Consider the following 23,277-nt stretch of genomic DNA (forward strand, 5'->3'; position numbering starts at 1 on the left):
GGGAACGGTTAGCGTACCTGAACTGCAGCCCTGTTAGTCCGGGAGCCTCAGGCCGATCTGTTCACCAGAGGCATTTATTGGTGAATCGATATCACCGTTTTCGATAACTGCCGTGACTCCGTAGTCGCGGCCCTGATCAAGCCCCGAGAGTGTCCCGGTATACATCGTTGGGTTGGTAGTACTGGAGGTGTCGGCTCTCACTTGAGCCAACTCATCACGATTTTCGACGGCGATAAGCCGGAGGCTGTCGTCGCCGTCGGCTCCCAACACTTCGATAGTCGAATAGTAGAGCTCAGGATACCCCCCAACAGGGATCTCGCGTTCAGTATCGACGATATCGCCACCTTTGGGTTCGTCGTACACCACGATATCCGCAGTCGAGCTATTGGTACTGCGGCTTACTTCAACCCGGAACTGACCGGCTGGCGGATCGAACCGCTTGCTCGTGTAGACATTGTTTGGAAGACGACTCGAATCCGTCGGACTCGACTGTTCATCATCGCGGAAAACCACTTCGAAGTCAGCACCCGACTCCCGTGTATCGTACACATAGCTGCGAGTTTTGTTAGCCTTCAGCGGGGTGTTGTCGTGGACCCAGAAGTTATCGTGGGCGTAGCCGTCGGGATCGCTGTAGAATCCGCCGTCAGCAACCAGCCCATCACTGTTGTTGGTTGCATTGCCATTGAAAATCCGTGATGGGAGATATCGAACGTAGAGGTCGACCAGTTGAAGCCCACCCATCTCAACGAGTTCAGCTTCGACGTCCGCTGATGTGTTCCCAGTACGAGTCGTGTCGACGGTTTCGACGACGGGGGGAGATGTCCGAAAGGTAATCGGATCGCCGGTGGCAGTGACGGCTGGATCGGTGTCATCGTTTTTGGTCAACGCCGTGACCGAGTACGCTTCTTGATACTGGAGCCCGGTGATTTCATCCGTGTAGCTCCCCGACTCGGTTACAGTAGTTCCGGCTGTTTGCCCGTATCCATCACGGTTTTCGACACCGATGAGCCGAAGGCTGTCTTCGCCGTTCGATCCCAACACTTCGATGGTCGAATAGTAGATCTCATCATAACTCTCGACCGAGATACCACGTTCCTCATCGATGATCTCGCCGCCTTCGGGTTCATTGTACACCACGAGATCCAGAGTCGAGCTATCGTTGCTGCGGTTCACTTCGACCCGGAACTCACCCTCCGGCGGATCGAACCGTTTGCTCGTGTGGACATTATTTGAAATACTACTTGAACCCGTTGGGCGCTGTTCGTCAGTGCGGAGAATAACTTCGAAGTCAGCACCCGAATCCCGTTTGTCGTAGACATACGTACGGTTTTCGCCCGGTTCCAGCAGTGTATTATCATGAACCCAGTTGTTATCGTGGGCGTACCCGTCTGGATCGGTGTAGAATCCGCCGTCAGCGACCAGCCCATCATTGTTGTTGGTTGGATACCCATTGAAAATCCGCGATGGAACGTACTCGAAAAACAGGTCCGTTTGTTGAAAGTCACCCATCTTGATATTACTCTTGACTTCCGCTGATCGGGCACCAGTACGGGTCACGCTGTCGACGGTCTCGACAGTTGGGCCAGTAATGTTGAATGTGATTTGGTTGCCGGTCGAACTGATCTGCTGACCGCCAATAGACTGTTCTGCATAGATCTCCAGTGCATACTCCCGGTTGGGTTGGATTCCAGTAATATATTGCTCATATGTCGTGTTAGTGTCCGTAGCACTATCTGCAGTCTTTACTTGACTCAACTCATCACGGTTTTCGACGGCGGTGAGTCGAAGACTGTCGTCACCGAATGTTCCCGACACTTCAAAGCTTGAATAGTAGAGATCAGTATAACTCCCGACCGAGATGTCGCGTTCGTCATCAACGATATCGCCTCCCTCGGGTTCATCGTACACCACGACATCCGCAGTCGAGCCATCGGTGCTGCGGCTCACTTCAACCCGGAACGTGGCGTCCGGTGGATCGAACCGCTCGCTCAGATGAACGTACTCCGGAGCATCAGCCGTGGGAATAGTCTGCTTGTCATCGCGGAAGACGAATTGGAAGTCAGCACCCGACTCCCGCTTGTCGTAGATATAGCTGCGATTTTCGCCCGGCTCCAGCGGGGTGTTGTCGTGAACCCAGTCGTTATCGTGGGCATAGCCGTCAGGATCGGTGTGGAACTCACCGTCAGCGACTAGCCCATCACTGTTGTTGAGTGAATCCCCATTAAAAATACGCGACGGGAGATATCGAAAGAAGAGGTCAACCTCCGGAAGACCACCGAGATCGACCAACTTTCCGTCGGCGTTGAGCGATGTCGCATCAGTGATATTCACACTTTTCGTGGCCACCTCCAGCGGCGGATCTGATTCGAGAACGATGACCTCCGTTGCCGCCGTATAGCCGTCGACCTCCGCGGTCACGTTCGTTGTTTCAGTGGGATCGGGGTCCAATCCAGTGATCGTCGTCTCTGGCTCATCGAAATCGAGCTTCGACTCGTCTTCGACAGTTATGTTCGCCTCATCGGTAACATTCAGGTCAACACCGGCTTCGAAGTCTTTGTCGACAGTATAGGTAGCGGGGGTTCCCTCTAGGACATAGGCAGGATCAGTCCGATTGGCAATTTCGAACAACAGTCGCTCGACGCGTGCGTTGATTCGGTGGGTCTCGCTGTAAACGACGCTGTTAGTCGGGTCGTGAACCACCAGTAACTCGACGGTGCCGTCGACCAAATCGAACTCCTGTGAGAGGCTAGTTCCCGGTTGGAACGGCTCGTCGAACGTCACCGCCTCGGCATCCACTGGCCGGATCGTCGCCTCGTCGGCAGCCACCAGCCGGATCGTCGTGGTGTTCGGATTCAACGTATTACCACCACGGTGTTCAAGCAACATATTGATCGGCGTGAATTCGGAGTCGAGATCCGCTATCGGCCCCTGCTCGATATCGGCCTGCCAGTCACTCAGTACGACGGCCCCCGTGCTGGTGACCGTGAGCGCGATAACGGCGGTCAGCAGGATAACGCCGACACTCTCGCTTTGTCCACGGTCCATCATGACCAGCCCCTCGTCACGTTGATGGGTTCGGACGGTTCCGTACGTCCGACATCTTCGGCTGGCGGATAACTGCACAACAGTCGGTCGGTGTCGTCGGTGCCTAACGTGTTCGTGGCCGTCCGCGGCTCCCCGTCGACGACCGTATCGAAGACAGCGGTGTGGCATTCCACCAGCTCGGCGGCGACCGCTTGGCTGTGTCCGAACTCGGCCTGTCCGTTTTCCGCCGGGACGCCCTGTGTCTGATACCGAGTACACGCGAGCACAATGCATCCAAACAACAGCATGGCTCCGACCTGCAGCGACTGCCCTCGTCGGTCGGCGCCGAATATCATTAGGACATGAGTGATTCCTACATGATTAAAAATATGTTGAAAATCATTACATGATTTAGCATCTACAGAAGCGGCTCTCGGATACACAGGATACGGTGATTAAGAGTGGCTGTCGACGCCCACCGTTCAGGCGTCGAGTTGTTCTGATCGACTTCCGGCGTCGAATTGTTCTATTCGATTTCAGGCGTCGAGTTTCCGTCGACCGGGCTCGATCAGGTCGTCGAGGGCGTCGGCAAGCGCGCCTTTGGCGTCCATCGGGTGGAGTTCGCCGGACTCCATCTCGGCTTCAAGAGCCTCGTAGCTATCGTATTCGAGGTCGCCGCCGTACTCGTCGGGTCGCTCGACGACGACCGTCGACACCCGTGGGAAGACGTGGTATTTGAACAGCTGCAGGACGGGATTTTCGCGGTCCTCACCGTCGTCGGTTGGCTCCGGATCGGCTGTCGGCGGGCAGTAGGCGTCGTTGACTTTCTCGCTGATTTCCTCGGTGGTGTCGTCCATCGAAATCGTCACCCCGTCGCTGGACGACATCTTGCCGACACCGGTCGACAAGTCAGCGATAATCGGCGTGTGGAGCGCGGGTCGGACCTCATAATCGAGGTCTGGGAGCGTCTCGCGGGCGAGCATGTGGACCTTCCGCTGGTCAAGGCCGCCGACAGCGAGGTCGACATCGAGATATTCGATGTCGAGTGCCTGCATCAGTGGGTAGACCATCTGGGAGACCTTGGCGTGGTCGCCGCGCTGGATCTCGGCCATCGAGCGCTTGGCCCGCGACAGCGTCGTCGACAGTTCGGCCGCGTGCAGGTCGAGGGTGTACTCCTCGTCGAGTTGGAACTCCGAGCCAAGGACGAACTCGGTTTTGTCTTCGTCCAGCCCGTAGGCGATGAACTGGGCTTGCATCCGGTCGGCGGTCTCGCGGATCTCCTCGAAGGAGCCTTTGTCATTCAAATAGGCGTGGACATCAGCCAACAGGACCGTCACCTCGAAGCCCGCCTCCTGAAGATCGATCAGTTTCGTCGCCGTCAGCATGTGGCCGATGTGGAGGACGCCGGAGGGTTCGTAGCCGACATAGGCTCGCTTGCCCTCGGGGTCGTTGGCTAGCGTGCGAACCTCGTCTTCGGTGACCACCTCATCGGCATTCCGGGTGATCAGCTCGTAGGCGTCCATACGTCACCCTCGGCACAGCCATGTAAAATGACTTCTGAATGGCGTCGCTGCTGTGCTGGGATGTATGAGACGATCTGTCATATAACCTGCCAGTTTTGGTATGTATCTGGCTTAGATATAGTTGTAATTCTACTGTAGTCTGGTAATAAACGATACTGTCAACCGGGTGCTACAATCTATCTGGATGGTAGACAATACGAATAGCGGCAGTCAACAGTCCAATGCAGCAACCAACAGACGGCGGTTTCTCGGCGGCGCTGCTGGCGCACTCGGAGTCGTCGGCGTTGGCGGCGCGTTCACGATGCCAGTCGCTGCGGGCGACGATCCAGCAACCACGGGCGATGACGAACCCCCAACAGCCGTCGACAGCGATTTCGATGACGACGTCGACATCCTCAACTACGCCCTCACACTCGAATACCTCGAAGCCGAGTTCTACGAGCAGGCTCTCGACAACATCGACCAGGATGACTTGCTCGATAACAAGGTCGTCAAACACGTCGGCGGCGATGCTGTCGACTCCTATGGCGACGAGATTCTCGACTACGTGTACGAAGAAATAGAGACGATTCAGGAACACGAAGAGATCCACGCCGAAACCCTCGAGTCGGTCATCACTGATCTCGGTGGCGACCCGGTCGACGAGCCGGAGTTCGACTTCGGCGAGGCGGTCGAAGAGCCGATGGCGTTCATCGAGACCGCCGCAGCGCTCGAAGATACGGGTGTCGCAGCCTACGCAGGCGCGGCCACCGAAATCGAGAACGCGGACCTCATCGCTCCCGCACTGAGTATCCACAGTGTCGAAGGTCGACACGCATCGTTCGTCCGCGTGCTGGGCGGGCAGAGTGGCTTCCCCAACGCCTTCGATTACCCACTCTCCCGGGCAGATGTCGAGGAACTCGCTGGGCAGTTCATCGTCGAAGACGACTAAGGGCGCTCAGTTCGACAGTGCTGAAACGGGACTGCATCTAGCACCCCTACTGGGGTCTTTGACAGGCAACCCGAACGGACTGGTTCGGCTAGCTCCCGCTGCTTTTCGTATCCGCCCGGTGTTCGCTGATGAGTTCGTCGACCATACTCGCGTTCTGTTCGCGTCTGCGTTCCTCGGCCCGGCGCTCCCACTCCTTGATGACGGCCTCGATTTCCTCGTCGTCGACGACCGCCAGTTCATCGATCTCCTGAATCGAGACATCGTCGGCTGGCCCAACCGGAATCCCAGATTCAAAAAGCACCTCGTCGGCCGCATCCGACAGCCCGCCATCTCGCAGCACGACCCGCGGATCGGTCGCTGCGAGCCGTTCGGCGGTGCTTCGACCGGCTCCCGAGGCGTCGCGGAAGTAGACGATATCGCCGCTGGAGAGGCCGATTTCCTCGTCGACCGCCTCAATATCGCGTTTCGTGAACTGATCGACGATTTTGACCGAGACGAGGTTCCGGTCGCCCGCCACGTCGTCGACGTTCGAGTGATCGAGCTTCCACAGTTCCTTGAGGCGATCCAACTTCGATGCCATCTCCTCGGCGCGCGCTTCGGCCTCGTCACGCTCGCGTTCGAGCCGGTCGGTCTCCCGCTGGAGCCGCGAGACCTCCCGGCGCTCGCGGGCCTCCTGCCGTTCTTGGCGTTTGGCGGTCGACAGTTCCTCTTTGTACTGTTCAATCGTTTCTTCTCGCTTGTCGAGTTCCGTCTCCAGTTCGTCGTTGTGCGACTGGAGCCGCTCGACTTGGGCCTCTAACTCCTTGATCCGCTGTTCCTCGTCGGAGAGTTCGCGTGGCTCATGGGTCGACTCCTCCTCGTCGGGTTCGGGCTCGTCCGACAACTCTCGCAGGGCGGCCTCAACCGAGGCCCCACCAACTACATGGGCGATCACTTCTTCGCGGTCGAACTGCCGAGGCGTCTTCTGGGCGATCCGGTCGAACTGGTCTTCGTGATCGTCGTAGGCGTACAGCGCGGCGGCCATCGCATCCCGCTCGTGGTCGTTTTCGTACTCGTGGTCTCGCGTCCGGTGGACCTTTTCGTCTATCGGAATGTCGCTCGGTGGTTCCCACCCCGTCGCATCGAAGCTCCGCCGGAACTTTTCGACCGTCTGGGGCATCGGCGTCACGTCGGCGGCGACGATAAGCGGTCGACCGCGGTCGATGAGCCACTCGGTGAGTTCGGCTGTGTCGGCGGTGCGGCTCGAAAACCGATCCAACACCCGCCCATCGAGGGAGACGACCGCTGCCGCGGTGGTCGTCCCGGGGTCGATGCCGACGATCACCCGATCCCGGCGCTTCACGAGCGGTTCGTAGCTGATCCCATCCCGTCGTTCGCGTTCGATCTCGATCCGCGTGTCACCGGAGCGATGGGTCGACACCGGCAACTCGGAGGGCGTCGCTTCGACGGTAAAGATCGCATTCGAGTAGCCGCCGTACTTCTCGGTGACGTCGGCCTCGAACTCCAGATTCGCCTTGGTGAGCTTGGATTCGACTTTCCGGGCCATCTTCTTGACACTGCCGTGAATCCGGCGCGTGTAGCGGTCTTGGCTCCAGCCACCCTTGCCGGTCGACCGGCCACGGGCGACCTTGACAGTCGTCGTATTCGTAAACGCCGAGACTTCACAGCCGACGTTGGCGGCCGCGAGGCGGGCGGCGGCCTCGGCTTCCTTCATCGGTTTTTTGCCGTAGGGGACGCCGTGACGGGCAGCGACCCGCGAGAGCGGTTCGGGCCGCTCGTCGCCGGTTACTTGAACGAGCGTGGTTGCGGAGGGAAGCCTGCGGAGAAAGCCGACGAGTGCGTCTTTGTCTTCGGCCAGTTCGTAGGCGTTGTCGGTCGCCAGCAGCGCTGGCTCTTCGTTGTTGATGAGTCGACAGAGCTTGCGGAACGAAACCACGTCCCGTTGTATCTCGCCGTCATCCAGCACCGCGAGCGCATAAGATGGCGCATCGCCGCGGATGTCGCCGCTCTGGATGTCGACGCCGAACACCGGCCCGTCGAGTGCGTTCGTCCGGACGGTCACACTACTGATAGAACGGCACGCAGTAAATACTCCACGCCGTGGCGGGTTCCCCTTGGTCGATACGCGGCTCTACTCGGCGGTCGCCGACGCGGTATCGTGACCACCGATTGGACTGGCCGTCGTCAGCACCCGAACCACGTCTGCCAGTGAGGCACCCATCGCCGGACCCTCTTTGTGGACGAATGCGTGGTACGAGACCGAGTCGGGAAGCTGAGAGCGGGGACGATCAGATGCCAGCACGACTGGGAGTGCAGGCCGTTCGGCGCGGATCGCACGGTGGAGGCCGCGAGTGCCGTGGTGTGAGAGGTCGGTGTCCAACACGACACAGTCGACCGCGTTGTCAGTGATCTGTGAGCGGGCTCTCGACAGCGTCGCCACACAGTCGACTGTCATATCGGGGTATCGGTCGACGGCGGCGGTCGTGTAGTCGCCGAAAAGCGAGTCAGCAGTGACCACGAGCAGTCTGACCGCGGGTGTGACCGTCATATATAGTTCGTCGTGACCGCGGCTCAAAACCGCTGCTAAGAGGGCTATTGTGTGCTCTATAGTCGTCGCAATTACTCCGGTGAGGTCATGCTACTCGTCGGGAAACGGCAGATCGAGCGTCTGGCCATCGCGGGCGACGAACACTTCGCCGTCGAACGTCGACTCGGCATCCTGCTTGATCGGCGAGGAGTCGGCCCCATACCGTGAGGAAATATGCGTCAACGCGAGTCGCTGAACCCCGGCGCGGGCGGCGATCTCCCCGGCTTCGCCGCCGGTCGAGTGAGCGGTTTTGCGGGCGCGGTCGGTGTTGTCGGCCGCGAACGTTCCATCGTGGATCAACAGGTCAGCGTCCTCGGCGATCTCGACGGTTGCGTCGACCGGTCGCGTGTCACCCGTATAGACGACTTTTCGGCCGGGACGTGGCTCGCCGACGACTTCCGCGGGGTCGACCACGCGGCCGTCGTCGAGTTCGACCGACTCGCCAGCGTGGAGTCGACCGTAGGCCGGTCCCGGCGGAATTCCCAGTTCTTCTTCGGCTTTCTGGCGGTCGAACCGGCCGGGGCGGTCGTCCTCGATCAGCGCGTAGCCGACCGCGTTGGTCTGGTGGTGCGTCTGGAAGGCTCGGACTTCGTACTCGTCGGCCTCGTGGGCGAGGTCCCCGGCACTGACCTCAACGATCTCGACCGGAAACGCCGGTGTGTAGTCGCCGACCGTGAGCAGGGTCTCGATATCGTGGCCCGAACCTTGTGGCGTATAGATCGTCAGTGGCTCGTCCCGTCCGTTGAAGCTCCAACTCTGGACGAGTCCGGGAATCCCGAGAATGTGGTCACCGTGGAGATGCGTAACGAAGAGATGAGAGACGTCGAACCCGGTACCGAACCGCATCATCTGGCGCTGTGTGCCCTCGCCACAGTCGAACAGGAGTCCGTCGCCCTCGCGGTTGATAAAGATGGCACTCGGAGCCCGGTCGGTCGTCGGAACGGCCCCGCTGGTGCCGAGAAAGGTCACACGTAACGACATAGCAACCAGTCGACCGCGGGCGACTAAACGCCCTTCGGAACGCACGCTGCCCGTCGACTGCTCCTGTCGGCTTCAAATCCCGCATCTCTACCCATATTATTCGTGAAATTACCAGTTGTCGACTGGATTATCAGCCGGAACCCACCGAATCAACACGAATACTGACAGATAGGCTGGCGTGTATACAATATACAGGCAGTAAGCTACCCCGAATGTCAGTCGAGAGCGGCAACGAACTGGAACAGTCGTCTCGGTTTATTCATCGCGGGCTGAACTCCCTTGCTACCGCGTTCCCAGTGTGGGAGACGCGAGATAATCCATGTATGAGCTCAGATCAGTTGGCGTGATCGTACTCGCAACGTTGGTACTGCTGTCGACGGGACTGGCAGGCGTCGCCGTCGCGGCCGACGCCCCCTCGCCCGCAGTGTTGCAGGCCGACAGTGGCGAAATCACCGTCGACGAGGAGACCGACGACAGCGAGAGCGACGAACCCGAAGCCGACGACCCCGGCGACTCCTTCGAGATCACTGACCTCGACGCGCCGGAGACAGTCGCAGTCGGCGAGACAGTGACAGTAACCGCGACGGTAACTAATCCCAACGCATTCGAGACGAACCAGTCGGTCGAGTTCCGGCTCGACGGCGATGTGGTCGACCGACAGACCCTCGAAATCGAGGGCCAAGCCGACCGAACCATCTCGATTGGGGTCGACTCCGAGGAAATCGGTGTCGGAAACTTCATTCACGGCTTGCTGACGACCGACCGCGGCGAGCTGGCGACCCTCGAAATCATCCCATTTGCCGAGGTCGACTTCGATGATCAAGAGACCGACGGCGAGTCACTTGTCGTCGACAGCGCGACGCTCTCGGAGGGCGGCTTCGTCGCGATCTACGACGATGATGGCGACCTCGTCGGCGTCTCGGAGCATCTCGATGAGGGAGACCACGAAGATATCGAGGTCGAACTGTTCGACGAGGACCGCGACATCGAATTCGACGGCGATGAGCTCGACGACGGCGACTCCGACCTGACTGCCGTTGTGCATCTCGATTCCGATGACGACGAGGCGTTCGTCTTCGCTGAAGACGACAGCCTCGACCAGCCGTATGTCGACGTCGACGGTGAACCGATCAGCGACAGCGCAACCGTGACGGTGCCAGTCGAAGAGGATGAGGCAGACGACGAAGACGAAGCAGATGACGAAGCCGACGATGAGGACGAAGCTGATGGAGAGGACGGAGCAGACGGTGAGGACGGAACAGACGGCGAAGACGAAGCAGACGGCGAAGACGAATCGGGCGACGAGGATGAGGCGAACAACGATGTAGACAGTGACGACGCAGCCGCAACGATCACAGCCGTCGTCGATTTTAGGGATCAGGAGACCGACAGCGAGTCAGTTGTCGTCGACTCCGCCGTTGTTCCGGTCGATGGCTACGTGGCCATCTACGAGGGCGAGGACATCATCGGTGTCTCCGACTATCTCGACGCGGGCGAGGAGGCCAGAGATATACAGATCGACCTGTTCGACGTTCGCAGCGCTTCATTCGACCGCGAGCGCCTGACAGAAGACACCACGCTAACGGCAGTCCTCCACGAGGAAACCAGCGGCAACGAGAAGTTCGATCACGTCAGAAACGACATTCGCGACGGGCCAGTTGTCGACGACGAGGGCACCCCCGTTTCTGACACAGCCGAAATCACGGTTCCAGCACTCGAAACGGAGTCCGAACAGAGCGATGCTGAAGAGAGCGATTCCGAAGAGAGCGATTCCGAAGAGGACGATATCGAAAACAACGGTGAGACGGAATCCGCGTCCGATGATGATGACGATAGCGACGACACGGAACTGATCGAAGACGCGGAGTCAGACACCGACGACAATGTTGATTCTGACGAGGAAGACAGTGACGCGTCCAGCGACGACTCACCGGACGACAACGATGCCGAATCAGACAGTATGGAAGACGACTCCGAGGGGGAACCGGTCGACGAAAGCAACGAGACGGATGCTGAAGAAGACGAATCCGACAACGAGAGCGACGAGACGGATGAAGAAGATGACGGTGACGGCGTAGACGACGAAGACGAGGTAGACGACGAAGACGAGGTAGACGACGAAGACGAGGTAGATGACGAAGACGAAGCTGACGACGAGGATGAAGCAGATGACGAAGATGAATCCGACGACGAAGACGAGGCAGATGACGAGGACGAAGCAGACGACGAAGACGAGGCAGATGACGAGGACGAAGCAGACGACGAAGACGAGGCAGATGACGAGGACGAAGCAGACGACGAAGACGGAGCTGACGACGAAGACGAGGCAGATGACGAAGATGAAGCAGATGACGAGGACGAAGCAGACGACGAAGACGAGGCAGACGACGAAGATGAAGCAGATGACGAAGATGAATCCGAGTAACAAGAACAGATATTGAAGACGGTACAGTTCTGGATTCTGTGCTATAGTCTTTTATTTGACACACCGCGAGACGTGAGGACTGACAGTCGACTCCCACTCAGACGTACCGAAGTGGCAACATCAGGAGCACGCCGAAGACGATGCCACCGACCAGCTCCGGCTTGCCGCCGCTGGGAACGTTCTCACCGAGATCGAGTGCCTCGGGGATGAACTCCGAAATAACGAGATAAATCATCGCCCCCGCGGCAAACCCGAAGCCGAACGGGAGGAACTCCCGAGCAGTACGAACGAACGCGAAGGCCATCACGGCACCGATTGGCTGTGGGAGGCTCGAAAACACCGCCCACCAGACCAGCTTCCAGTTCGACACCCCCATCGATTTGAGCGGGATCGAGATCGCCGTTCCCTCGGGGATGTTGTGAATGGAAATGGCGACCGTCATGAAGATCGCCAGCAATGGCACGGTAACGCCCAGGATTTGTGCCCCTCCCTCTAGTCCGAGATCCGCAAACGAGACGCCGACCGCAATCCCCTCGGGGAAGCTATGAACGGTCAGTATCCCGAGTATGAGCACGAGTTTCTTGAAATCGGCTTCCTCGTACTCCTGTGGGTCGATTTCGGCGTCGACTAACACCTCGTGGGCGATGATGACGAGGACGACACCGGCGGCCATCCCAGCGGCTATCTCCCACCCGCTTCCCTCGGCCAGCCCTTCTTCGATGAGACCGAAGACCGACGCCGAAACCATGATGCCGGAGGCCAGACCCCAAAGCACGATATTCCGGCGGTCGCTGATCGTCTCGAAAAAGAAAAACGGGAGCGCGCCGAGTCCGGTCGCCAGCGCGGTAAGCAATCCAGCACTAAAAACAAAGCCGAGATTTGCCAGAAGCCCCATCTATGGTCGCTTTCGACCCAGACAACATAAATCGTCTGTGGCAGTTCAGTTTAGTGACCCCCAGCAGACAGATGACCTATGCTAGAACTCTACCAGTCGGAAGGCTGTCCACACTGTGCAAAGGTCCGCGACAAACTCTCGGCACTCGGCGTCTCCTCTGTGATCCACAATCCGCGGCTCCCCGGCGGTGCCGGTGGCGACGTGACCAACGAGATCACGCACGACGAACTCATTGCCGGCGGCGCAGATCAGATCCCGTATCTGGTCGACACCGACCGCGGCGTAACGATGTACGAGACCGACGATATCGTCGACTATCTCGATGAACAGTACAGCTAATCGAGTATTACCCCGCGTGTTCGGTCATTAGAACTCCTCGACGTGCGGACGAACGTCGAGTTCAAGCGTCCAGGACGACCGATCCTGTTCGATGAGATGCCAGTAGGAGTCGGCAACCGAATCGGGGTCGAGAAACGTCTCTTCGTCGCGGTCCGGATACTGCTGTTCGACTCGCGGGGTCTCAATCTGGCCATCGATCACGACGTGGGCGACGTGGATTCCCTCCGGCCCGAGTTCGCGCGCCATCGACTCGGCCATCCCGCGATTGCTGAACTTCGCCGCGCTGAACCCCAGTGCGCCGTCACGACCCCGCACTGCCGATGTCGCCCCCGTGAAGATGATCGTCCCACCGTTCTCGGCGAGCATATCGTCGACGGCCGCCTGCGAACAGCAGAGGGCTCCGAACGACGAGACGCGCCATGCGTCCTCGAACTCCTCTGGTGAAATCTCCCGGAGTCCCTTCCACGAGCCGCCGCTGGCATGATTGACGAGGATGTCGACCGGACCGAACGCCTCACGCACTGCCTCGAACCCCTCGTCGACCTGCTCAGGGTCCGTAATATCGGTCGGCACCGCCAGCACGTTCTCACCGAGGTCCGTCGACAGCTCGTCGAGATACCGCTCGGAGCGGGCAAACAGCCCGACTTGACAGCCCTCGTCGACGAATTTACGTGCAATCGATTCACCGAGTCCCGGCCCAACGCCAGCGATGACTGCGGTTCGTGCCATAGCGAGCCATATGAGAGCAGGCCACAAAATCGTGGGTGTCGACTGGGCTCCCCATTCACGGAATCGACCGATTCTTACCCGCCGAGCGACGACCACCGTCAATGGACGCGCCGCTGTGGACCGATGCCTACGCGCCCGCCCTTTCGGAACTCCCCCAACCGGAAGTCGTCGAGCGCCTCGAACGCACCGTCGGCGAGCCGATGAACCTCGTGGTCCAAGGGCCGCCCGGAGTCGGCAAAACCGCTGCCGCCCGCGCCCTCGCCAGCGAGGTCCACGACGACACCGACGCCGATCTAATCGAACTTAACGTGGCGGACTTCTTCGACCGCACGAAAAAGGAGATCAAATCCGATCCCCGATTCGAGCAGTTTCTGACTGGCCGGAGCCGGATGTCGAAACGCGACATGATTAGCCGCGTGCTCAAGGAATCGGCCAGCTACGCCCCGGTGTCGGGGAACTTCAAAACGATTCTCCTCGACAACGCCGAGGCGATCCGCGAGGACTTCCAGCAGTCACTCCGCCGGGTGATGGAACAACACCACCGGACCACCCAATTCGTCTTCACCACGCGACAGCCCGCCAAACTCATCGCCCCGATCCACTCGCGGTGTTTCCCGGTTCCGATGCGCTCGCCGACGACCGACGAAATCATCGCCGTCCTCGACGGAATCTGTACCGCCGAGGAGGTCGACTGCGACGAGGCGGGCCTCGAATTCGTCGCCAGCGCGGCAGGGGGAAATCTCCGGCAAGCGATTCTCACCGCCCAGACGACTGCTACGCAAAAAGACGAACTCACGATGCAGACGGCCTACGAGACGCTGGGCGATATCGGCGACGACGACCAGATCCTCAGCGCGCTCACCGATGCCAAGCGTGGCGAACTTAAATCCGCCCGCAGCACGGTCGACGACCTGCTGTCTGACGAGGGGTACGATGGCAACGAACTCCTCGGCGAACTCCTGCGTGTCGCCCGCTCCCGCTCGGAGTTCGAGACGAGCGACATCACCCGACTCCACGCGCTGGCTGGCGAGGCCGACCTCGAACTCACCGAAGGACTGGACGACCGACTCCACCTGACCCACCTGCTTGCGTCGTGGGCCGAGGGTCGCACCCAACTCCGGTCGACGGCCTAACTCCACTCTATCATGACACCACCATACGCCGTCGCGCCGGGCTGCTGGCGGTACGCGATAGCCTGCTTTGCTGTCGCACTCCCCACAGCAATCCTCGCTCCACCCCTCGCAGCCGTCGCGCTGGCACTCGGCGTCGGCGTGCTGTGGTTTCACCGCGATCCGAAGCGTACACCACCCGAGTCGGGTATCCTCGCACCCGCCGACGGTCACATTTCAGTCATCCGCGAGGAGGGCGACCGGCTCCGTGTTGGCACGTTTATGAACGTCACCGATGTCCACGTCAACCGCGCGCCGATGGCCGGCACGGTCACCGAGGTCGACCACCGGCCGGGAGCCTACAAACCCGCCTTCTCGAAGGATTCCGACCGCAACGAACGGGTGGTCGTCGACTGCGGCGAGTACGAAGTCGCGCTGATCGCCGGCTGGTTTGCCCGCCGGATTCATCCCTACATCGAACCGGGTGACGAACTCACGCGCGGCCAGCGAATCGGCCACGTCTCTTTCGGAAGTCGGGCAGACGTGCTGTTACCCGCCGCCTACTCCCGTGAGGATCTCTTGGTGACTGATGGCGAGGCGGTCAGGGCTGGCGAGACGCGGCTCGTCGAAACGAAGTAGCGGCTTCGACGATCCCAGTCAGATACCGGTCCAACGTGTAATTATATTTAATTAGTGGTGAGTAACACGTCGCGTCCAAAACGTAGTCGACGCCTACCACGGCTCCTCTTTGGCACCGATTTTGAACGCAATGATATTGGTGCTCACGTGGAGGAGTGGCGTTATGACGAGGATAACGACGATTATGCCGAGGGTAAACGTCGACAGGAACCAGTCGGCGTCGACCAGAAACGCAACCAGCAGTGCGCCGACGACGAAATCGAGCTGATCGAGTCCCGGAAACGCGGCTCCACGCTCGCGGCCACTCCGGCGCTTGATAAACGAGGCTCCGATATCGCCGAGCATGGCTCCGAGAGCGAGGCCGACCGCAGCCTGAATCGGGAACGTCGGCAGCGAGACGCCGAGTGTGGCCGAAACGGGACCGTTGATCGCGTTGAGTCCCAGCGCGAGCAGAACGCCGATGAGCGTGCCGACGGCGGTGCCGCGCCACGTTTTGCCGTCGCCCAACACGCGCCGTCCGCCCCACGTACGACCACCGTCGATGGGTCGACCCCCACCGGCGAGCACCGCCGCATTGTTCGGGACATAGGCGGGCAACATGGCCCAAAACGCCGTCGCAACGAGTGAACCGATCATACCGGAGCGAGGAGAGCCGATACTTAATTCCCGGCGATTCCAGTCGGGAGGGTGGGTCAACCAAACGCTTGCTGTTGGCTCCGAGCGGTCCGCAACAGATGACAGCAAACAGTCACCGGTCGAAACGGTGAAACCACTCACATACCTACAGTCAGGTATTCAATGCTAACCAAACGGATCATCCCCTGTATCGACGTCGACCTCGACGACGATGGCAACGCGGCGGTGTACACCGGTGTCAACTTCGAGGACCTCAAATACACCGGCGACCCCGTCGAGATGGCCAAAGCCTACAACAAGGCCGGTGCCGACGAGTTCGTGTTCCTCGATATTACCGCCTCCGCCGAGGGCCGAGAGACGATGCTCGAAACGGTCTCGCAGGTCGCCGACGAATGCTTTATTCCCCTGACTGTCGGCGGGGGAATCCGGACGAAAGAAGATATTAAAGAGACCCTACGGGCGGGCGCAGACAAGGTTTCGATCAACACGGGCGCGCTCAAACGGCCCGAACTCATCACCGAGGGCGCGACCGCCTTCGGCAGTCAGTGTATCGTCATCTCGGTCGACGCCCGCCGCCGATTCGACGACGAAGGCGACTATTACGCCACCGTCGACGGCGAGGAATGCTGGTTCGAGTGCACGGTCAAGGGTGGTCGTGAGGGGACTGGCCGGGATGTGGTCTCGTGGGCCATCGAAGCCGAAGAGCGCGGGGCTGGCGAACTGTTCGTCAACTCCATCGACAGCGACGGAACGAAGGACGGCTATGATATTCCACTCACGAAAGCCGTCTGTGATAACGTCTCAACGCCGGTGATCGCCTCATCGGGGTGTGGCTCGCCCGACCACATGGCCGAGGTGTTTACCGAAGCCGGAGCCGACGCCGGGCTTGCGGCCTCGATTTTCCACTTCGACGAGTACTCGATTCAGGAGGTTAAAGAGCGCCTTCGGTCACAGAACATCCCAGTTCGGCTCTGATAAAGAGTCATTACGCAGTCGACTCCCTGTTAGGCGCTGCTGATTTTAGTAAGAAAAGAGTACTTTTTTGTCGGCCATTTATCAGCATCGAATGACAACAGATTTTATCCAGTGGCCCAATGGTTTCGCCGTGCCCCCCACTAACTACCCCCTCCAGAACTCCGTTATCGAACCGCTGTTGTGGTCGCTGGGAGACGCTCCGCCGGATCTGACCGACGAGGTCATCTTCGAGGGGCGAACCACAACGACAGCCGACGGAGACGAAGAGTACACCGTTTCACCGGCCGGGTTGTCGCCGACAGAGCAGATGACACACTGGATTACGGTCGACGCGGCACACGTCGTCTCGCTCGCAAACAGGCGGTAACGCGGGCCGGACAGCAGCTCCCACCCGCTGCTATTTTGAGAGGAGTCGACAGCAAAAACGAGAGTCAGCGCCGCTTAGGCTGCGGCTTCGAACGCGTCGGCGAACTCGTCGGTCGCGGCTCGAACGGACTCGGCGGCGGTCGCCAGTGCGTCGAGTGGGTCGAGTCCGCCCTCGGTCGTAATCGAGAGGACGGGATCGGTCTGGCCGCCGGACTGTTCCGGATTCACATCGTAGGTCGCTGCTGCGACGTTGTCGGTCTCCAGCAGCTCGCCTTTGAGGACGTTCATAAACGTATGATCCTCGCCAGCGATTTCGATGCGGAGTTCCTCGTCAGTCTTTTCGATAACCCGCAGTTCCATACGCCTTCGTTTGCCTGTGTGTCGTTTCAGTGTTTCGTTGTCCGCCGCTGGCGTTCGACCCGTATATAGACGGGTCGAATGCGGAATTCGAACGCGACCGAGCAAAAAGCCTATAGTTGCGACAGGGTTATCGGATGGTAGACATGGTCACTGTACTTCCGCTGTTCGGCCCAGTCGGCCCCGAGATGCTGATCATCCTGCTCGTGTTAGTGCTCTTGTTCGGCGCGAACAAGATTCCGAAACTCGCCCGGTCGACCGGTCAGGCGATGGGTGAGTTCAAGAAAGGCCGCGAGGATATCGAAGACGAGCTCCAAGAGATGAGCGATCCGACCGCAGACGCTACCTCGACCACGACCGACAGCGAGCCGGTTGTCGAGGAGACTGAGGAGTCCGACACCGAGACGGAAACCGAGAAAGCAAACTAACCACGTCCGGGCCGGGCATTCTTTTAATAGCCATCTACTAGTAGCGACTGGTAGGGCGCGTGGCCTAGTGGACAGGGCGAGCGGTTCCTAACTGCTCGATCGTGGGTTCGAATCCCATCGCGCCCGTTATTTGCGAGTAGCGAGGGACGAAGTCCCTCGGACCATGCGAACGGATGCTTCGCATCCGTGAGCAGACGAAGCGAGCAGTAACGGCGCAGGGATTCGAATCAGGGAGTAGCTTCGCTACGACCGTGGTTCGAATCCCGTCGTAGTGCTTCGATCACTTCGTTCCCTCTGTACTACTCCTGAGTCTCGTTCGTTTGACTCACGAGACTCCCACCGTACCCGTTCTGGAATTTCTATTCCGTCGACGATCCGCAGTAACACGACTTATGATCCCGACAGACCTACCTACAGTGAATGGTCGACGGGCTGAACACCGAGACGGCAACCACAGAGGAACTCAGAGAACAGCGAGCAGAGATTCTCGACGCAGTGACAGCCCATGCTGGCGAGATCGCGCGCGAACTGGCCTTATTAGAAGGTGGTGACTACGGCCGCCGAACGTTCCGCACTGATCGCGGCGAGTGGACGATCAAATACGAGGCCGGTCGACTCGAATTCCTGCTGTTCGAATCGAAATCCGGAGCCGAGACCTACGTCGTCTCGACAAAGCAGCCGCCGGAGCCGAAAGCGCTCTTAGATGCCATGAAATCCTACGACGCTTTCGTTGAGGCCTACAACGAGTTCGTCGACTCCCGCGAAGGAATTCTCGACGCGGTCGACACGGGGTTCCCGGAGGTCACCTCGACAGCGACCATCGTCGACGAACGAGATCAGATCGTCGCGGCGATTCGGGAGGTGGCGACCGATATCGCCCAACAGTGTTACCGCTACGAGGGAACAGATTACGGGATGTTTGCGACAACTGTCGACGGAACGCGCTGGGAACTCAAATGGGAGGAGGGACAGGTGTCGTATCTCCGGGTCGGCGGTGAGGGTGGCGTCTATCTGCTCTCCCAATACAGCCCGCCCTCGGCCCCCGATGTCCGAGCACTCGCGGGCGATGTCGGGCGGTTCGTCGCGGCGTTCAACGACTCCGTCGACGAACTGGAAGTCGACCTTCAGGAAGTGTCGTTTTCGCCTGACAGCTGAGCTACAGCTGGATTCTACCCAATGATGAGCCACGCCAGCCCAGCGGCGGCAACGCTGAGGACGAAGTTACCGACAGCGTTGAGAACCGCAGCGCCGCCCATTCCCCGCTCCCAGAGCCGCACCGTCTGGACACTGAACGAGGAATAGGTCGTGAATGCGCCACAGAGCCCAACGCCGAAAAATAGCGTCACGGCCTCGCTGAAGTTGCCGAAAACGACCACGCCGAGTACGAAGCTCCCGATGACGTTGACGACGAGTGTCGACAAGGGAAACTGCATGTCGCCCTGTTGCCGGACGACGAGATCCGAGACCAGATACCGAAGCACCGCGCCGATGGCTCCACCGGTACCGAGGAGATAGGCTGGCTCCATCGGGACCATTAGCGATCACCTCCGCCGACGAACCAGCGACCGACGAGCACCGCAAGGAAGCCACAGAGATAGCTCACGCCGACATAGCCGACAGCTGTCAGTGGCTCAGCGAGGAGCGTATCGATGACGAATGTGCTGTAGGTTGTAAACGACGAGAGAAAGCCAGTCCCGAACACGAGTCGGGAGTTGTCTCCAATCGCCTGTTGGTCCAGCGAGTCGTAGATCAGAACACCGAGGGCGAAGCTGCCGAGGATGTTTACTGCGAGAGTTCCCGGAAGGGTACCCGGAACGAGAAGGTCGACGAACTGCCGGAGGTTGGCCCCGGCGAAGCCGCCGACAGCGATTAGCAAAGTCGGTTCGAGCTGTGTGAGGAGCTGTCTACGTATCATGGCTGGCAGAGTCAGGAGCCATCAGCCCGGTCGGCGGTTTGGTCGGGCGAGCCCCATCGCCCGGGGAGAAGCTGTCTCCCAATCGTCGCATATCGCCACGACAGTCTGTCTGGTTGAGATTGGGCCGTAGGCCTAAGCATTCCTATTTTCGCTGGAATCACACCCGGTCGACAATGACAAATACCCACTACTGGCACACCGAGCCAGTCGTTCGACGGCGTTGCTCCGAGACGCTTATTCACCCCCGACTCCGAGTATGTGTATGCAACAGGTCGACGCGGAGCTATCGAGGCTCGACCGCGCAATCGTCAACGCGTTTCAGGGCGGGTTTCCGACGGTTGAGCGCCCCTTCGAGCCCGCGGCGGCAGCACTCCGTGATCAGGGAGTCGACGTGACGGCCGACGAACTGCTCGCGCGCGTCCAACACCTCGACGAGGAGGGAATCTTGACTCGGTTCGGCGCGCTGGTCAACGCCCAAGAAATCGGTGGCAATGCCTCGCTGGTCGCCATGCACGCCCCACCCGAGCGCTTCGATGAGATCGCCGACCAAGTAAACGAGTTCCGCGAAGTCGCCCACAACTACGAACGCGAACATCCACATCTCAACATGTGGTTCGTCGTCAGTGTAGCTGACGAGGATCGAATCGAAGAGGTCCTCGCAGAGATCGAGGCCGAAACCGGCCAGCAGACCTACAACCTCCCCAAACAGCAGGAGTTCCGCGTCGAGGCCAAGTTCATGCTCGATGGCCCAATCGACGAGGGCGACGTCGACCTTGCCGACCTTGGTCCAGCAGTCGACCCAACCGACAAGACCACCTTGACGCCCGCAGAACGGGATCTCGTCATCGAAATTCAGGGCGGACTCCCGATTACTGCGACACCGTATGCCGACGTTGCCGATGCACTCGATGCGGATGTCGACTGGGTAATCGAGACGATCAAACGGTTCAACGAGGAGGGGAAAGTCCGCCGTGTCGGCGTTATTCCGAACCACTACGCGCTGGGCTACACCGAAAACGGAATGACCGTCTGGAACGTCCCCGACGACCTCGTTTCGGAGGTCGGCCCAGAAATCGCCAGTCTGGGTTTCGTTACCCACTGCTACCAGCGACCCCGCCACGAGGGCGTCTGGCCCTACAACTTCTTTGCGATGACCCACGGTCGGACCGAAGCCGAGAGTCAACAGCGCATCCAGCAGGTCAAAGCACGGATGGATGACTTCTGGGACGTTGAGGACGAGGACTGGGACTCGCTGTTTTCGACCCAGATTCTCAAAAAGACCGGGATTCGACTGGCCGAACGAGCGGAGGCGAACACGGAGTGATACCGCTCTACCACGATTTCAGCGAGGAAACGGTTCTCGTCTTCGGCGGCGGCAGCGTCGGAGCCCGCAAGGCTCGCCGGTTTGCCCGCGAGGCGCAGGTGGTCGTCATCAGCCCGGCGTTCGACGAGCGATTTGAGACCGACGAAGAGCTGGCAGCTGTCGACCGAATCCGTGCGGCTCCGGAGCCAGCCGAGGTCCCGGAGTGGGTCGACCGATTCGAGCCTGTCTTGGTCGTTGCTGCAACCGACGACCCTGATTTAAATAGGGCAGTCGACGAGGCAGCCAGCGAACGTGGACTACTTATAAACCGTACCGACCAGTCCGGCGGACGGGATGTCGACAGCGTCGTCGTTCCGGCCACCGTGCGCGATGGGCCGGTATCGGTTGCGATTTCGACCGGCGGGAAGAGTCCCGCACTCTCGCGATATTTGCGCCAGCAGATCGAAGCCGAAATCGAGGATGCGGGTGCGATGGCCGAGCTTACGGGGGAGCTTCGAGCGGAGCTGAAAGAATCCGACCTCTCGGTGGCAGATCGCCGGGCGGCTGTCCGGTCGGTTGTCCGTTCGTCGTCCGTTTGGAAGGCTTTACATACGGGTACTGCCAAAGCGACAAAAGAGGCAGAGCGCGTAATGGCAGCCGAACACGACGACACGGACGGTGGAAGCCGATGATTCGGACCGGTGTCATCACAGGCGTTAGCGTTTCGCATATGAACGCGAGCGTTGATGAGATCGAAGCCGCTAGCTGTGCCGATGTCGTCGGTCGGGTGGCTGCGCTTCGAGCAAAGCCGGGCGTTTCAGAGGCGTTCGCACTCCAGACATGCAACCGGTCGGAAGCCTACGTCGTCACTGATCACGCCCGGCAGGGTCGTGAGGCGCTGGCTGAGGTCGTTGCTGATGTTCGAGAGGGCGCCGTCGACCACATGGACCACGAGGAGAGCCTGCGGCATCTCATGCGTGTCGCCGCCGGGCTGGACTCGCTGGTCCTCGGCGAAGACCAGATTATTGGCCAACTCAAAACCGCCTTCGAGGCCTCGCGGTCGGCCGATGGGATCGGTCCGCTCCTCGACGATGCGATCACGAAGGCGATCCACGTCGGCGAACGCGCACGCACGGAAACCGAAATCAACGAGGGCGTCGTCTCGCTTGGCTCGGCGGCGGTGGAACTCGCCAGCCGAGAGACGGCGCTCGCCGGGTCGACCGCACTCGTCGTCGGCGCCGGTGAGATGGGATCGCTGGCGGCCACGGCGCTCGAATCGGCGGGCGTCGACCGGATCGTGATCGCCAACCGGACGATCCCACACGCGACACACATTGCCGAGACGGTCGAGACCGAGGCCAGCGCCATTGGGCTCGACGCGGCGGCCGCGGCCGCCGAGCAGGCCACGGTCGTCATCACAGCAACCGGGAGCCCGGATCACGTCCTCGACAGCGAGGGGCTCGCGGCGGCCGGAGAGACGATCTGTATCGATCTCGCTCAACCACGGGATATCGAGCCCGCGGCGGCCGCTGTCGACGGGATCGCGGTCTACGATATCGACGATCTCGAATCGGTCACCGAGTCAACCCATCGTCGGCGGAAGGTCGCCGCCGAGGAGGTCAAGGCCATGATCGACGAGGAGTTCGACCGACTGTTGGCGCTGTTTAAACGCAAGCGTGCCGACGAGGCGATCAGCGCGATGTACGAAAGCGCCGAGCGCGTCAAAAATCGGGAGGTCACCACTGCGGTCGACAAACTGGAGGCCCACGGCGAGTTGAACGACAAACAGCGCGACGTGATCGACTCGCTGGCGGATTCACTCGTCGGCCAGTTGCTGTCGGCTCCGACCAAGAGCCTGCGGGATGCGGCCGCCGAGGACGACTGGACGACGATCCAGACCGCGATGCAGCTATTTAATCCGGAGTTCGACGGCGAGTTCCCACCGAGCGACGGTGAAATGGACGAAGCGTCGACCGAGGACCGCCCATCGGAGAGGCCCGACGAGATCCCGGAGGGCGTCTCGCCGGAGGATATTCCACCCCACGTTCTCGAACAGTTATCCGACGATTAACGGGTCAGTGACACCGTGTCAGTCGACCGCCACCAACTGTTATT

At 60.0% G+C, this 23,277-nt stretch carries 24 protein-coding genes, 1 tRNA gene and 1 riboswitch; of the genes, 13 read left to right on the forward strand and 12 right to left on the reverse strand.

Annotated elements, in window-relative coordinates; translation table 11 throughout:
- Nucleotides 1–33: 33 nt before the first annotated feature.
- From HALTADL_RS16155 to HALTADL_RS16165, 3 genes are all read right to left on the reverse strand, one after another.
- On the reverse strand, nt 34–3,048 hold the full coding sequence (locus tag HALTADL_RS16155; protein WP_143054177.1) for a type IV pilin N-terminal domain-containing protein: 3,015 nt from the start codon (nt 3,046–3,048) through the stop codon (nt 34–36).
- Nucleotides 3,045–3,380 carry a hypothetical protein gene (locus HALTADL_RS16160; protein ID WP_089673278.1) on the reverse strand — a complete coding sequence of 112 codons (336 nt, stop codon included), beginning with the start codon at nt 3,378–3,380 and terminating at the stop codon, nt 3,045–3,047. The genes HALTADL_RS16155 and HALTADL_RS16160 overlap by 4 nt, the downstream gene beginning before the upstream one ends.
- A 180-nt stretch (nt 3,381–3,560) precedes the next feature.
- On the reverse strand, nt 3,561–4,547 hold the full coding sequence (locus HALTADL_RS16165; protein ID WP_089673279.1) for a tyrosine--tRNA ligase: 987 nt from the start codon (nt 4,545–4,547) through the stop codon (nt 3,561–3,563).
- 184 nt (nt 4,548–4,731) lie between these two features.
- On the opposite strand from HALTADL_RS16165, the gene HALTADL_RS16170 reads away from it, so the two are divergent.
- Nucleotides 4,732–5,478 carry a ferritin-like domain-containing protein gene (locus HALTADL_RS16170; RefSeq protein ID WP_089673280.1) on the forward strand — a complete coding sequence of 249 codons (747 nt, stop codon included), beginning with the start codon at nt 4,732–4,734 and terminating at the stop codon, nt 5,476–5,478.
- An 88-nt stretch (nt 5,479–5,566) separates the two neighbouring features.
- On the opposite strand, the gene HALTADL_RS16175 is transcribed toward HALTADL_RS16170, so the two are convergent.
- The 3 genes from HALTADL_RS16175 to rnz all read right to left on the reverse strand — a co-directional run bounded on the left by HALTADL_RS16175 (nt 5,567) and on the right by rnz (nt 9,046).
- Nucleotides 5,567–7,540, reverse strand: a complete 1,974-nt coding sequence (locus tag HALTADL_RS16175) for a DUF460 domain-containing protein (RefSeq protein WP_089673281.1) — start codon at nt 7,538–7,540, stop codon at nt 5,567–5,569.
- Nucleotides 7,541–7,609: 69 nt separating this feature from the next.
- Nucleotides 7,610–8,026: a hypothetical protein gene (locus tag HALTADL_RS16180; RefSeq protein ID WP_089673282.1), complete on the reverse strand. Its 417-nt coding sequence runs from the start codon at nt 8,024–8,026 to the stop codon at nt 7,610–7,612.
- Between the two features lie 90 nt (nt 8,027–8,116).
- Nucleotides 8,117–9,046: a ribonuclease Z gene (gene rnz / locus HALTADL_RS16185; RefSeq protein WP_089673283.1), complete on the reverse strand. Its 930-nt coding sequence runs from the start codon at nt 9,044–9,046 to the stop codon at nt 8,117–8,119.
- A 319-nt stretch (nt 9,047–9,365) separates the two neighbouring features.
- Between rnz and HALTADL_RS16190 the strand changes: the two genes are divergently transcribed.
- On the forward strand, nt 9,366–11,471 hold the full coding sequence (locus HALTADL_RS16190; protein WP_089673284.1) for a DUF7282 domain-containing protein: 2,106 nt from the start codon (nt 9,366–9,368) through the stop codon (nt 11,469–11,471).
- Nucleotides 11,472–11,568: 97 nt separating this feature from the next.
- Here HALTADL_RS16190 and HALTADL_RS16195 read toward each other — a convergent pair whose 3' ends face one another.
- Nucleotides 11,569–12,366, reverse strand: a complete 798-nt coding sequence (locus HALTADL_RS16195; protein WP_089673285.1) for a ZIP family metal transporter — start codon at nt 12,364–12,366, stop codon at nt 11,569–11,571.
- A gap of 78 nt (nt 12,367–12,444) precedes the next feature.
- Here HALTADL_RS16195 and HALTADL_RS16200 point away from each other — a divergent pair, with 78 nt between their 5' ends.
- A complete protein-coding gene (locus tag HALTADL_RS16200) occupies nt 12,445–12,705 on the forward strand; it encodes a glutathione S-transferase N-terminal domain-containing protein (RefSeq protein ID WP_089673286.1) in 261 nt (86 codons plus the stop codon).
- Between the two features lie 27 nt (nt 12,706–12,732).
- On the opposite strand, the gene HALTADL_RS16205 is transcribed toward HALTADL_RS16200, so the two are convergent.
- Complete coding sequence (locus HALTADL_RS16205) at nt 12,733–13,434, reverse strand: SDR family NAD(P)-dependent oxidoreductase (RefSeq protein WP_089673287.1); 702 nt, start codon at nt 13,432–13,434, stop codon at nt 12,733–12,735.
- 101 nt (nt 13,435–13,535) lie between these two features.
- Between HALTADL_RS16205 and HALTADL_RS16210 the strand changes: the two genes are divergently transcribed.
- Together HALTADL_RS16210 and HALTADL_RS16215 are read left to right on the forward strand one after the other, a co-directional pair.
- Entirely contained in the window at nt 13,536–14,567 is a 1,032-nt protein-coding gene (locus tag HALTADL_RS16210; RefSeq protein WP_089673288.1) for an AAA family ATPase, read from the forward strand.
- 12 nt (nt 14,568–14,579) lie between these two features.
- Nucleotides 14,580–15,182: a protein sorting system archaetidylserine decarboxylase gene (locus HALTADL_RS16215; protein WP_089673289.1), complete on the forward strand. Its 603-nt coding sequence runs from the start codon at nt 14,580–14,582 to the stop codon at nt 15,180–15,182.
- Nucleotides 15,183–15,275: 93 nt separating this feature from the next.
- Here the strand turns inward: HALTADL_RS16215 and HALTADL_RS16220 are convergent, their stop codons facing one another.
- Nucleotides 15,276–15,818 carry a CDP-2,3-bis-(O-geranylgeranyl)-sn-glycerol synthase gene (locus tag HALTADL_RS16220; protein WP_089673290.1) on the reverse strand — a complete coding sequence of 181 codons (543 nt, stop codon included), beginning with the start codon at nt 15,816–15,818 and terminating at the stop codon, nt 15,276–15,278.
- A 162-nt stretch (nt 15,819–15,980) separates the two neighbouring features.
- Between HALTADL_RS16220 and hisF the strand changes: the two genes are divergently transcribed.
- Together hisF and HALTADL_RS16230 are read left to right on the forward strand one after the other, a co-directional pair.
- Nucleotides 15,981–16,793, forward strand: a complete 813-nt coding sequence (gene hisF / locus HALTADL_RS16225) for an imidazole glycerol phosphate synthase subunit HisF (RefSeq protein ID WP_089673291.1) — start codon at nt 15,981–15,983, stop codon at nt 16,791–16,793.
- Between the two features lie 91 nt (nt 16,794–16,884).
- On the forward strand, nt 16,885–17,160 hold the full coding sequence (locus HALTADL_RS16230; protein WP_089673292.1) for a DUF7511 domain-containing protein: 276 nt from the start codon (nt 16,885–16,887) through the stop codon (nt 17,158–17,160).
- 74 nt (nt 17,161–17,234) lie between these two features.
- Here the strand turns inward: HALTADL_RS16230 and HALTADL_RS16235 are convergent, their stop codons facing one another.
- Nucleotides 17,235–17,519: a DNA-directed RNA polymerase subunit L gene (locus HALTADL_RS16235; protein WP_089673293.1), complete on the reverse strand. Its 285-nt coding sequence runs from the start codon at nt 17,517–17,519 to the stop codon at nt 17,235–17,237.
- Between the two features lie 143 nt (nt 17,520–17,662).
- Between HALTADL_RS16235 and HALTADL_RS16240 the strand changes: the two genes are divergently transcribed.
- The 3 genes from HALTADL_RS16240 (at nt 17,663) to HALTADL_RS16250 (ending at nt 19,099) form a co-directional block, all read left to right on the forward strand.
- Complete coding sequence (locus HALTADL_RS16240) at nt 17,663–17,944, forward strand: Sec-independent protein translocase subunit TatA/TatB (RefSeq protein WP_089673309.1); 282 nt, start codon at nt 17,663–17,665, stop codon at nt 17,942–17,944.
- A gap of 53 nt (nt 17,945–17,997) precedes the next feature.
- Nucleotides 17,998–18,070, forward strand: a tRNA-Arg gene (locus HALTADL_RS16245).
- Nucleotides 18,071–18,364: 294 nt separating this feature from the next.
- On the forward strand, nt 18,365–19,099 hold the full coding sequence (locus HALTADL_RS16250; protein WP_089673294.1) for a hypothetical protein: 735 nt from the start codon (nt 18,365–18,367) through the stop codon (nt 19,097–19,099).
- Nucleotides 19,100–19,113: 14 nt separating this feature from the next.
- Here HALTADL_RS16250 and crcB read toward each other — a convergent pair whose 3' ends face one another.
- Nucleotides 19,114–19,479 (reverse strand): fluoride efflux transporter CrcB, encoded by a 366-nt coding sequence (crcB, locus tag HALTADL_RS16255; protein WP_089673295.1) that lies wholly within the window; start codon nt 19,477–19,479, stop codon nt 19,114–19,116.
- On the reverse strand, nt 19,479–19,859 hold the full coding sequence (locus tag HALTADL_RS16260; protein ID WP_089673296.1) for a fluoride efflux transporter FluC: 381 nt from the start codon (nt 19,857–19,859) through the stop codon (nt 19,479–19,481). The genes crcB and HALTADL_RS16260 overlap by 1 nt, the downstream gene beginning before the upstream one ends.
- Before the next feature lie 5 nt (nt 19,860–19,864).
- Nucleotides 19,865–19,929, reverse strand: a riboswitch (Fluoride riboswitch).
- 192 nt (nt 19,930–20,121) lie between these two features.
- Here HALTADL_RS16260 and ahbB point away from each other — a divergent pair.
- The 3 genes from ahbB to hemA are packed head-to-tail and all read left to right on the forward strand — an operon-like array spanning nt 20,122 to nt 23,233.
- Nucleotides 20,122–21,183, forward strand: coding sequence for a siroheme decarboxylase subunit beta (ahbB, locus tag HALTADL_RS16265; RefSeq protein ID WP_089673297.1), 1,062 nt, complete (start codon nt 20,122–20,124; stop codon nt 21,181–21,183).
- On the forward strand, nt 21,180–21,854 hold the full coding sequence (locus tag HALTADL_RS16270; RefSeq protein ID WP_089673298.1) for a precorrin-2 dehydrogenase/sirohydrochlorin ferrochelatase family protein: 675 nt from the start codon (nt 21,180–21,182) through the stop codon (nt 21,852–21,854). The genes ahbB and HALTADL_RS16270 overlap by 4 nt, the downstream gene beginning before the upstream one ends.
- Complete coding sequence (gene hemA / locus HALTADL_RS16275) at nt 21,851–23,233, forward strand: glutamyl-tRNA reductase (RefSeq protein WP_089673299.1); 1,383 nt, start codon at nt 21,851–21,853, stop codon at nt 23,231–23,233. Before HALTADL_RS16270 ends, hemA begins: the two co-directional genes overlap by 4 nt.
- Nucleotides 23,234–23,277 lie beyond the last annotated feature (44 nt).

It is taken from the genome of Halohasta litchfieldiae (genome assembly GCF_002788215.1).
GTDB lineage: Archaea > Halobacteriota > Halobacteria > Halobacteriales > Haloferacaceae > Halohasta > Halohasta litchfieldiae.

Bases quoted from the DNA above. Each gene is read 5' to 3' on its own strand.
- HALTADL_RS16250 (WP_089673294.1), top strand. From the start codon at position 18,365: ATGGTCGACGGGCTGAACACCGAGACGGCAACCACAGAGGAACTCAGA.
- HALTADL_RS16220 (WP_089673290.1), bottom strand. From the start codon at position 15,818: ATGATCGGTTCACTCGTTGCGACGGCGTTTTGGGCCATGTTGCCCGCC.
- HALTADL_RS16240 (WP_089673309.1), top strand. From the start codon at position 17,663: ATGGTCACTGTACTTCCGCTGTTCGGCCCAGTCGGCCCCGAGATGCTG.
- HALTADL_RS16195 (WP_089673285.1), bottom strand. From the start codon at position 12,366: ATGGGGCTTCTGGCAAATCTCGGCTTTGTTTTTAGTGCTGGATTGCTT.
- HALTADL_RS16215 (WP_089673289.1), top strand. From the start codon at position 14,580: ATGACACCACCATACGCCGTCGCGCCGGGCTGCTGGCGGTACGCGATA.
- crcB (WP_089673295.1), bottom strand. From the start codon at position 19,479: ATGGTCCCGATGGAGCCAGCCTATCTCCTCGGTACCGGTGGAGCCATC.
- HALTADL_RS16190 (WP_089673284.1), top strand. From the start codon at position 9,366: ATGTATGAGCTCAGATCAGTTGGCGTGATCGTACTCGCAACGTTGGTA.
- HALTADL_RS16165 (WP_089673279.1), bottom strand. From the start codon at position 4,547: ATGGACGCCTACGAGCTGATCACCCGGAATGCCGATGAGGTGGTCACC.
- hemA (WP_089673299.1), top strand. From the start codon at position 21,851: ATGATTCGGACCGGTGTCATCACAGGCGTTAGCGTTTCGCATATGAAC.
- HALTADL_RS16205 (WP_089673287.1), bottom strand. From the start codon at position 13,434: ATGGCACGAACCGCAGTCATCGCTGGCGTTGGGCCGGGACTCGGTGAA.
- rnz (WP_089673283.1), bottom strand. From the start codon at position 9,046: ATGTCGTTACGTGTGACCTTTCTCGGCACCAGCGGGGCCGTTCCGACG.
- HALTADL_RS16200 (WP_089673286.1), top strand. From the start codon at position 12,445: ATGCTAGAACTCTACCAGTCGGAAGGCTGTCCACACTGTGCAAAGGTC.
- ahbB (WP_089673297.1), top strand. From the start codon at position 20,122: ATGCAACAGGTCGACGCGGAGCTATCGAGGCTCGACCGCGCAATCGTC.
- HALTADL_RS16160 (WP_089673278.1), bottom strand. From the start codon at position 3,380: ATGATATTCGGCGCCGACCGACGAGGGCAGTCGCTGCAGGTCGGAGCC.
- HALTADL_RS16210 (WP_089673288.1), top strand. From the start codon at position 13,536: ATGGACGCGCCGCTGTGGACCGATGCCTACGCGCCCGCCCTTTCGGAA.
- hisF (WP_089673291.1), top strand. From the start codon at position 15,981: ATGCTAACCAAACGGATCATCCCCTGTATCGACGTCGACCTCGACGAC.
- HALTADL_RS16180 (WP_089673282.1), bottom strand. From the start codon at position 8,026: ATGACGGTCACACCCGCGGTCAGACTGCTCGTGGTCACTGCTGACTCG.
- HALTADL_RS16170 (WP_089673280.1), top strand. From the start codon at position 4,732: ATGGTAGACAATACGAATAGCGGCAGTCAACAGTCCAATGCAGCAACC.
- HALTADL_RS16235 (WP_089673293.1), bottom strand. From the start codon at position 17,519: ATGGAACTGCGGGTTATCGAAAAGACTGACGAGGAACTCCGCATCGAA.
- HALTADL_RS16260 (WP_089673296.1), bottom strand. From the start codon at position 19,859: ATGATACGTAGACAGCTCCTCACACAGCTCGAACCGACTTTGCTAATC.
- HALTADL_RS16155 (WP_143054177.1), bottom strand. From the start codon at position 3,048: ATGATGGACCGTGGACAAAGCGAGAGTGTCGGCGTTATCCTGCTGACC.
- HALTADL_RS16230 (WP_089673292.1), top strand. From the start codon at position 16,885: ATGACAACAGATTTTATCCAGTGGCCCAATGGTTTCGCCGTGCCCCCC.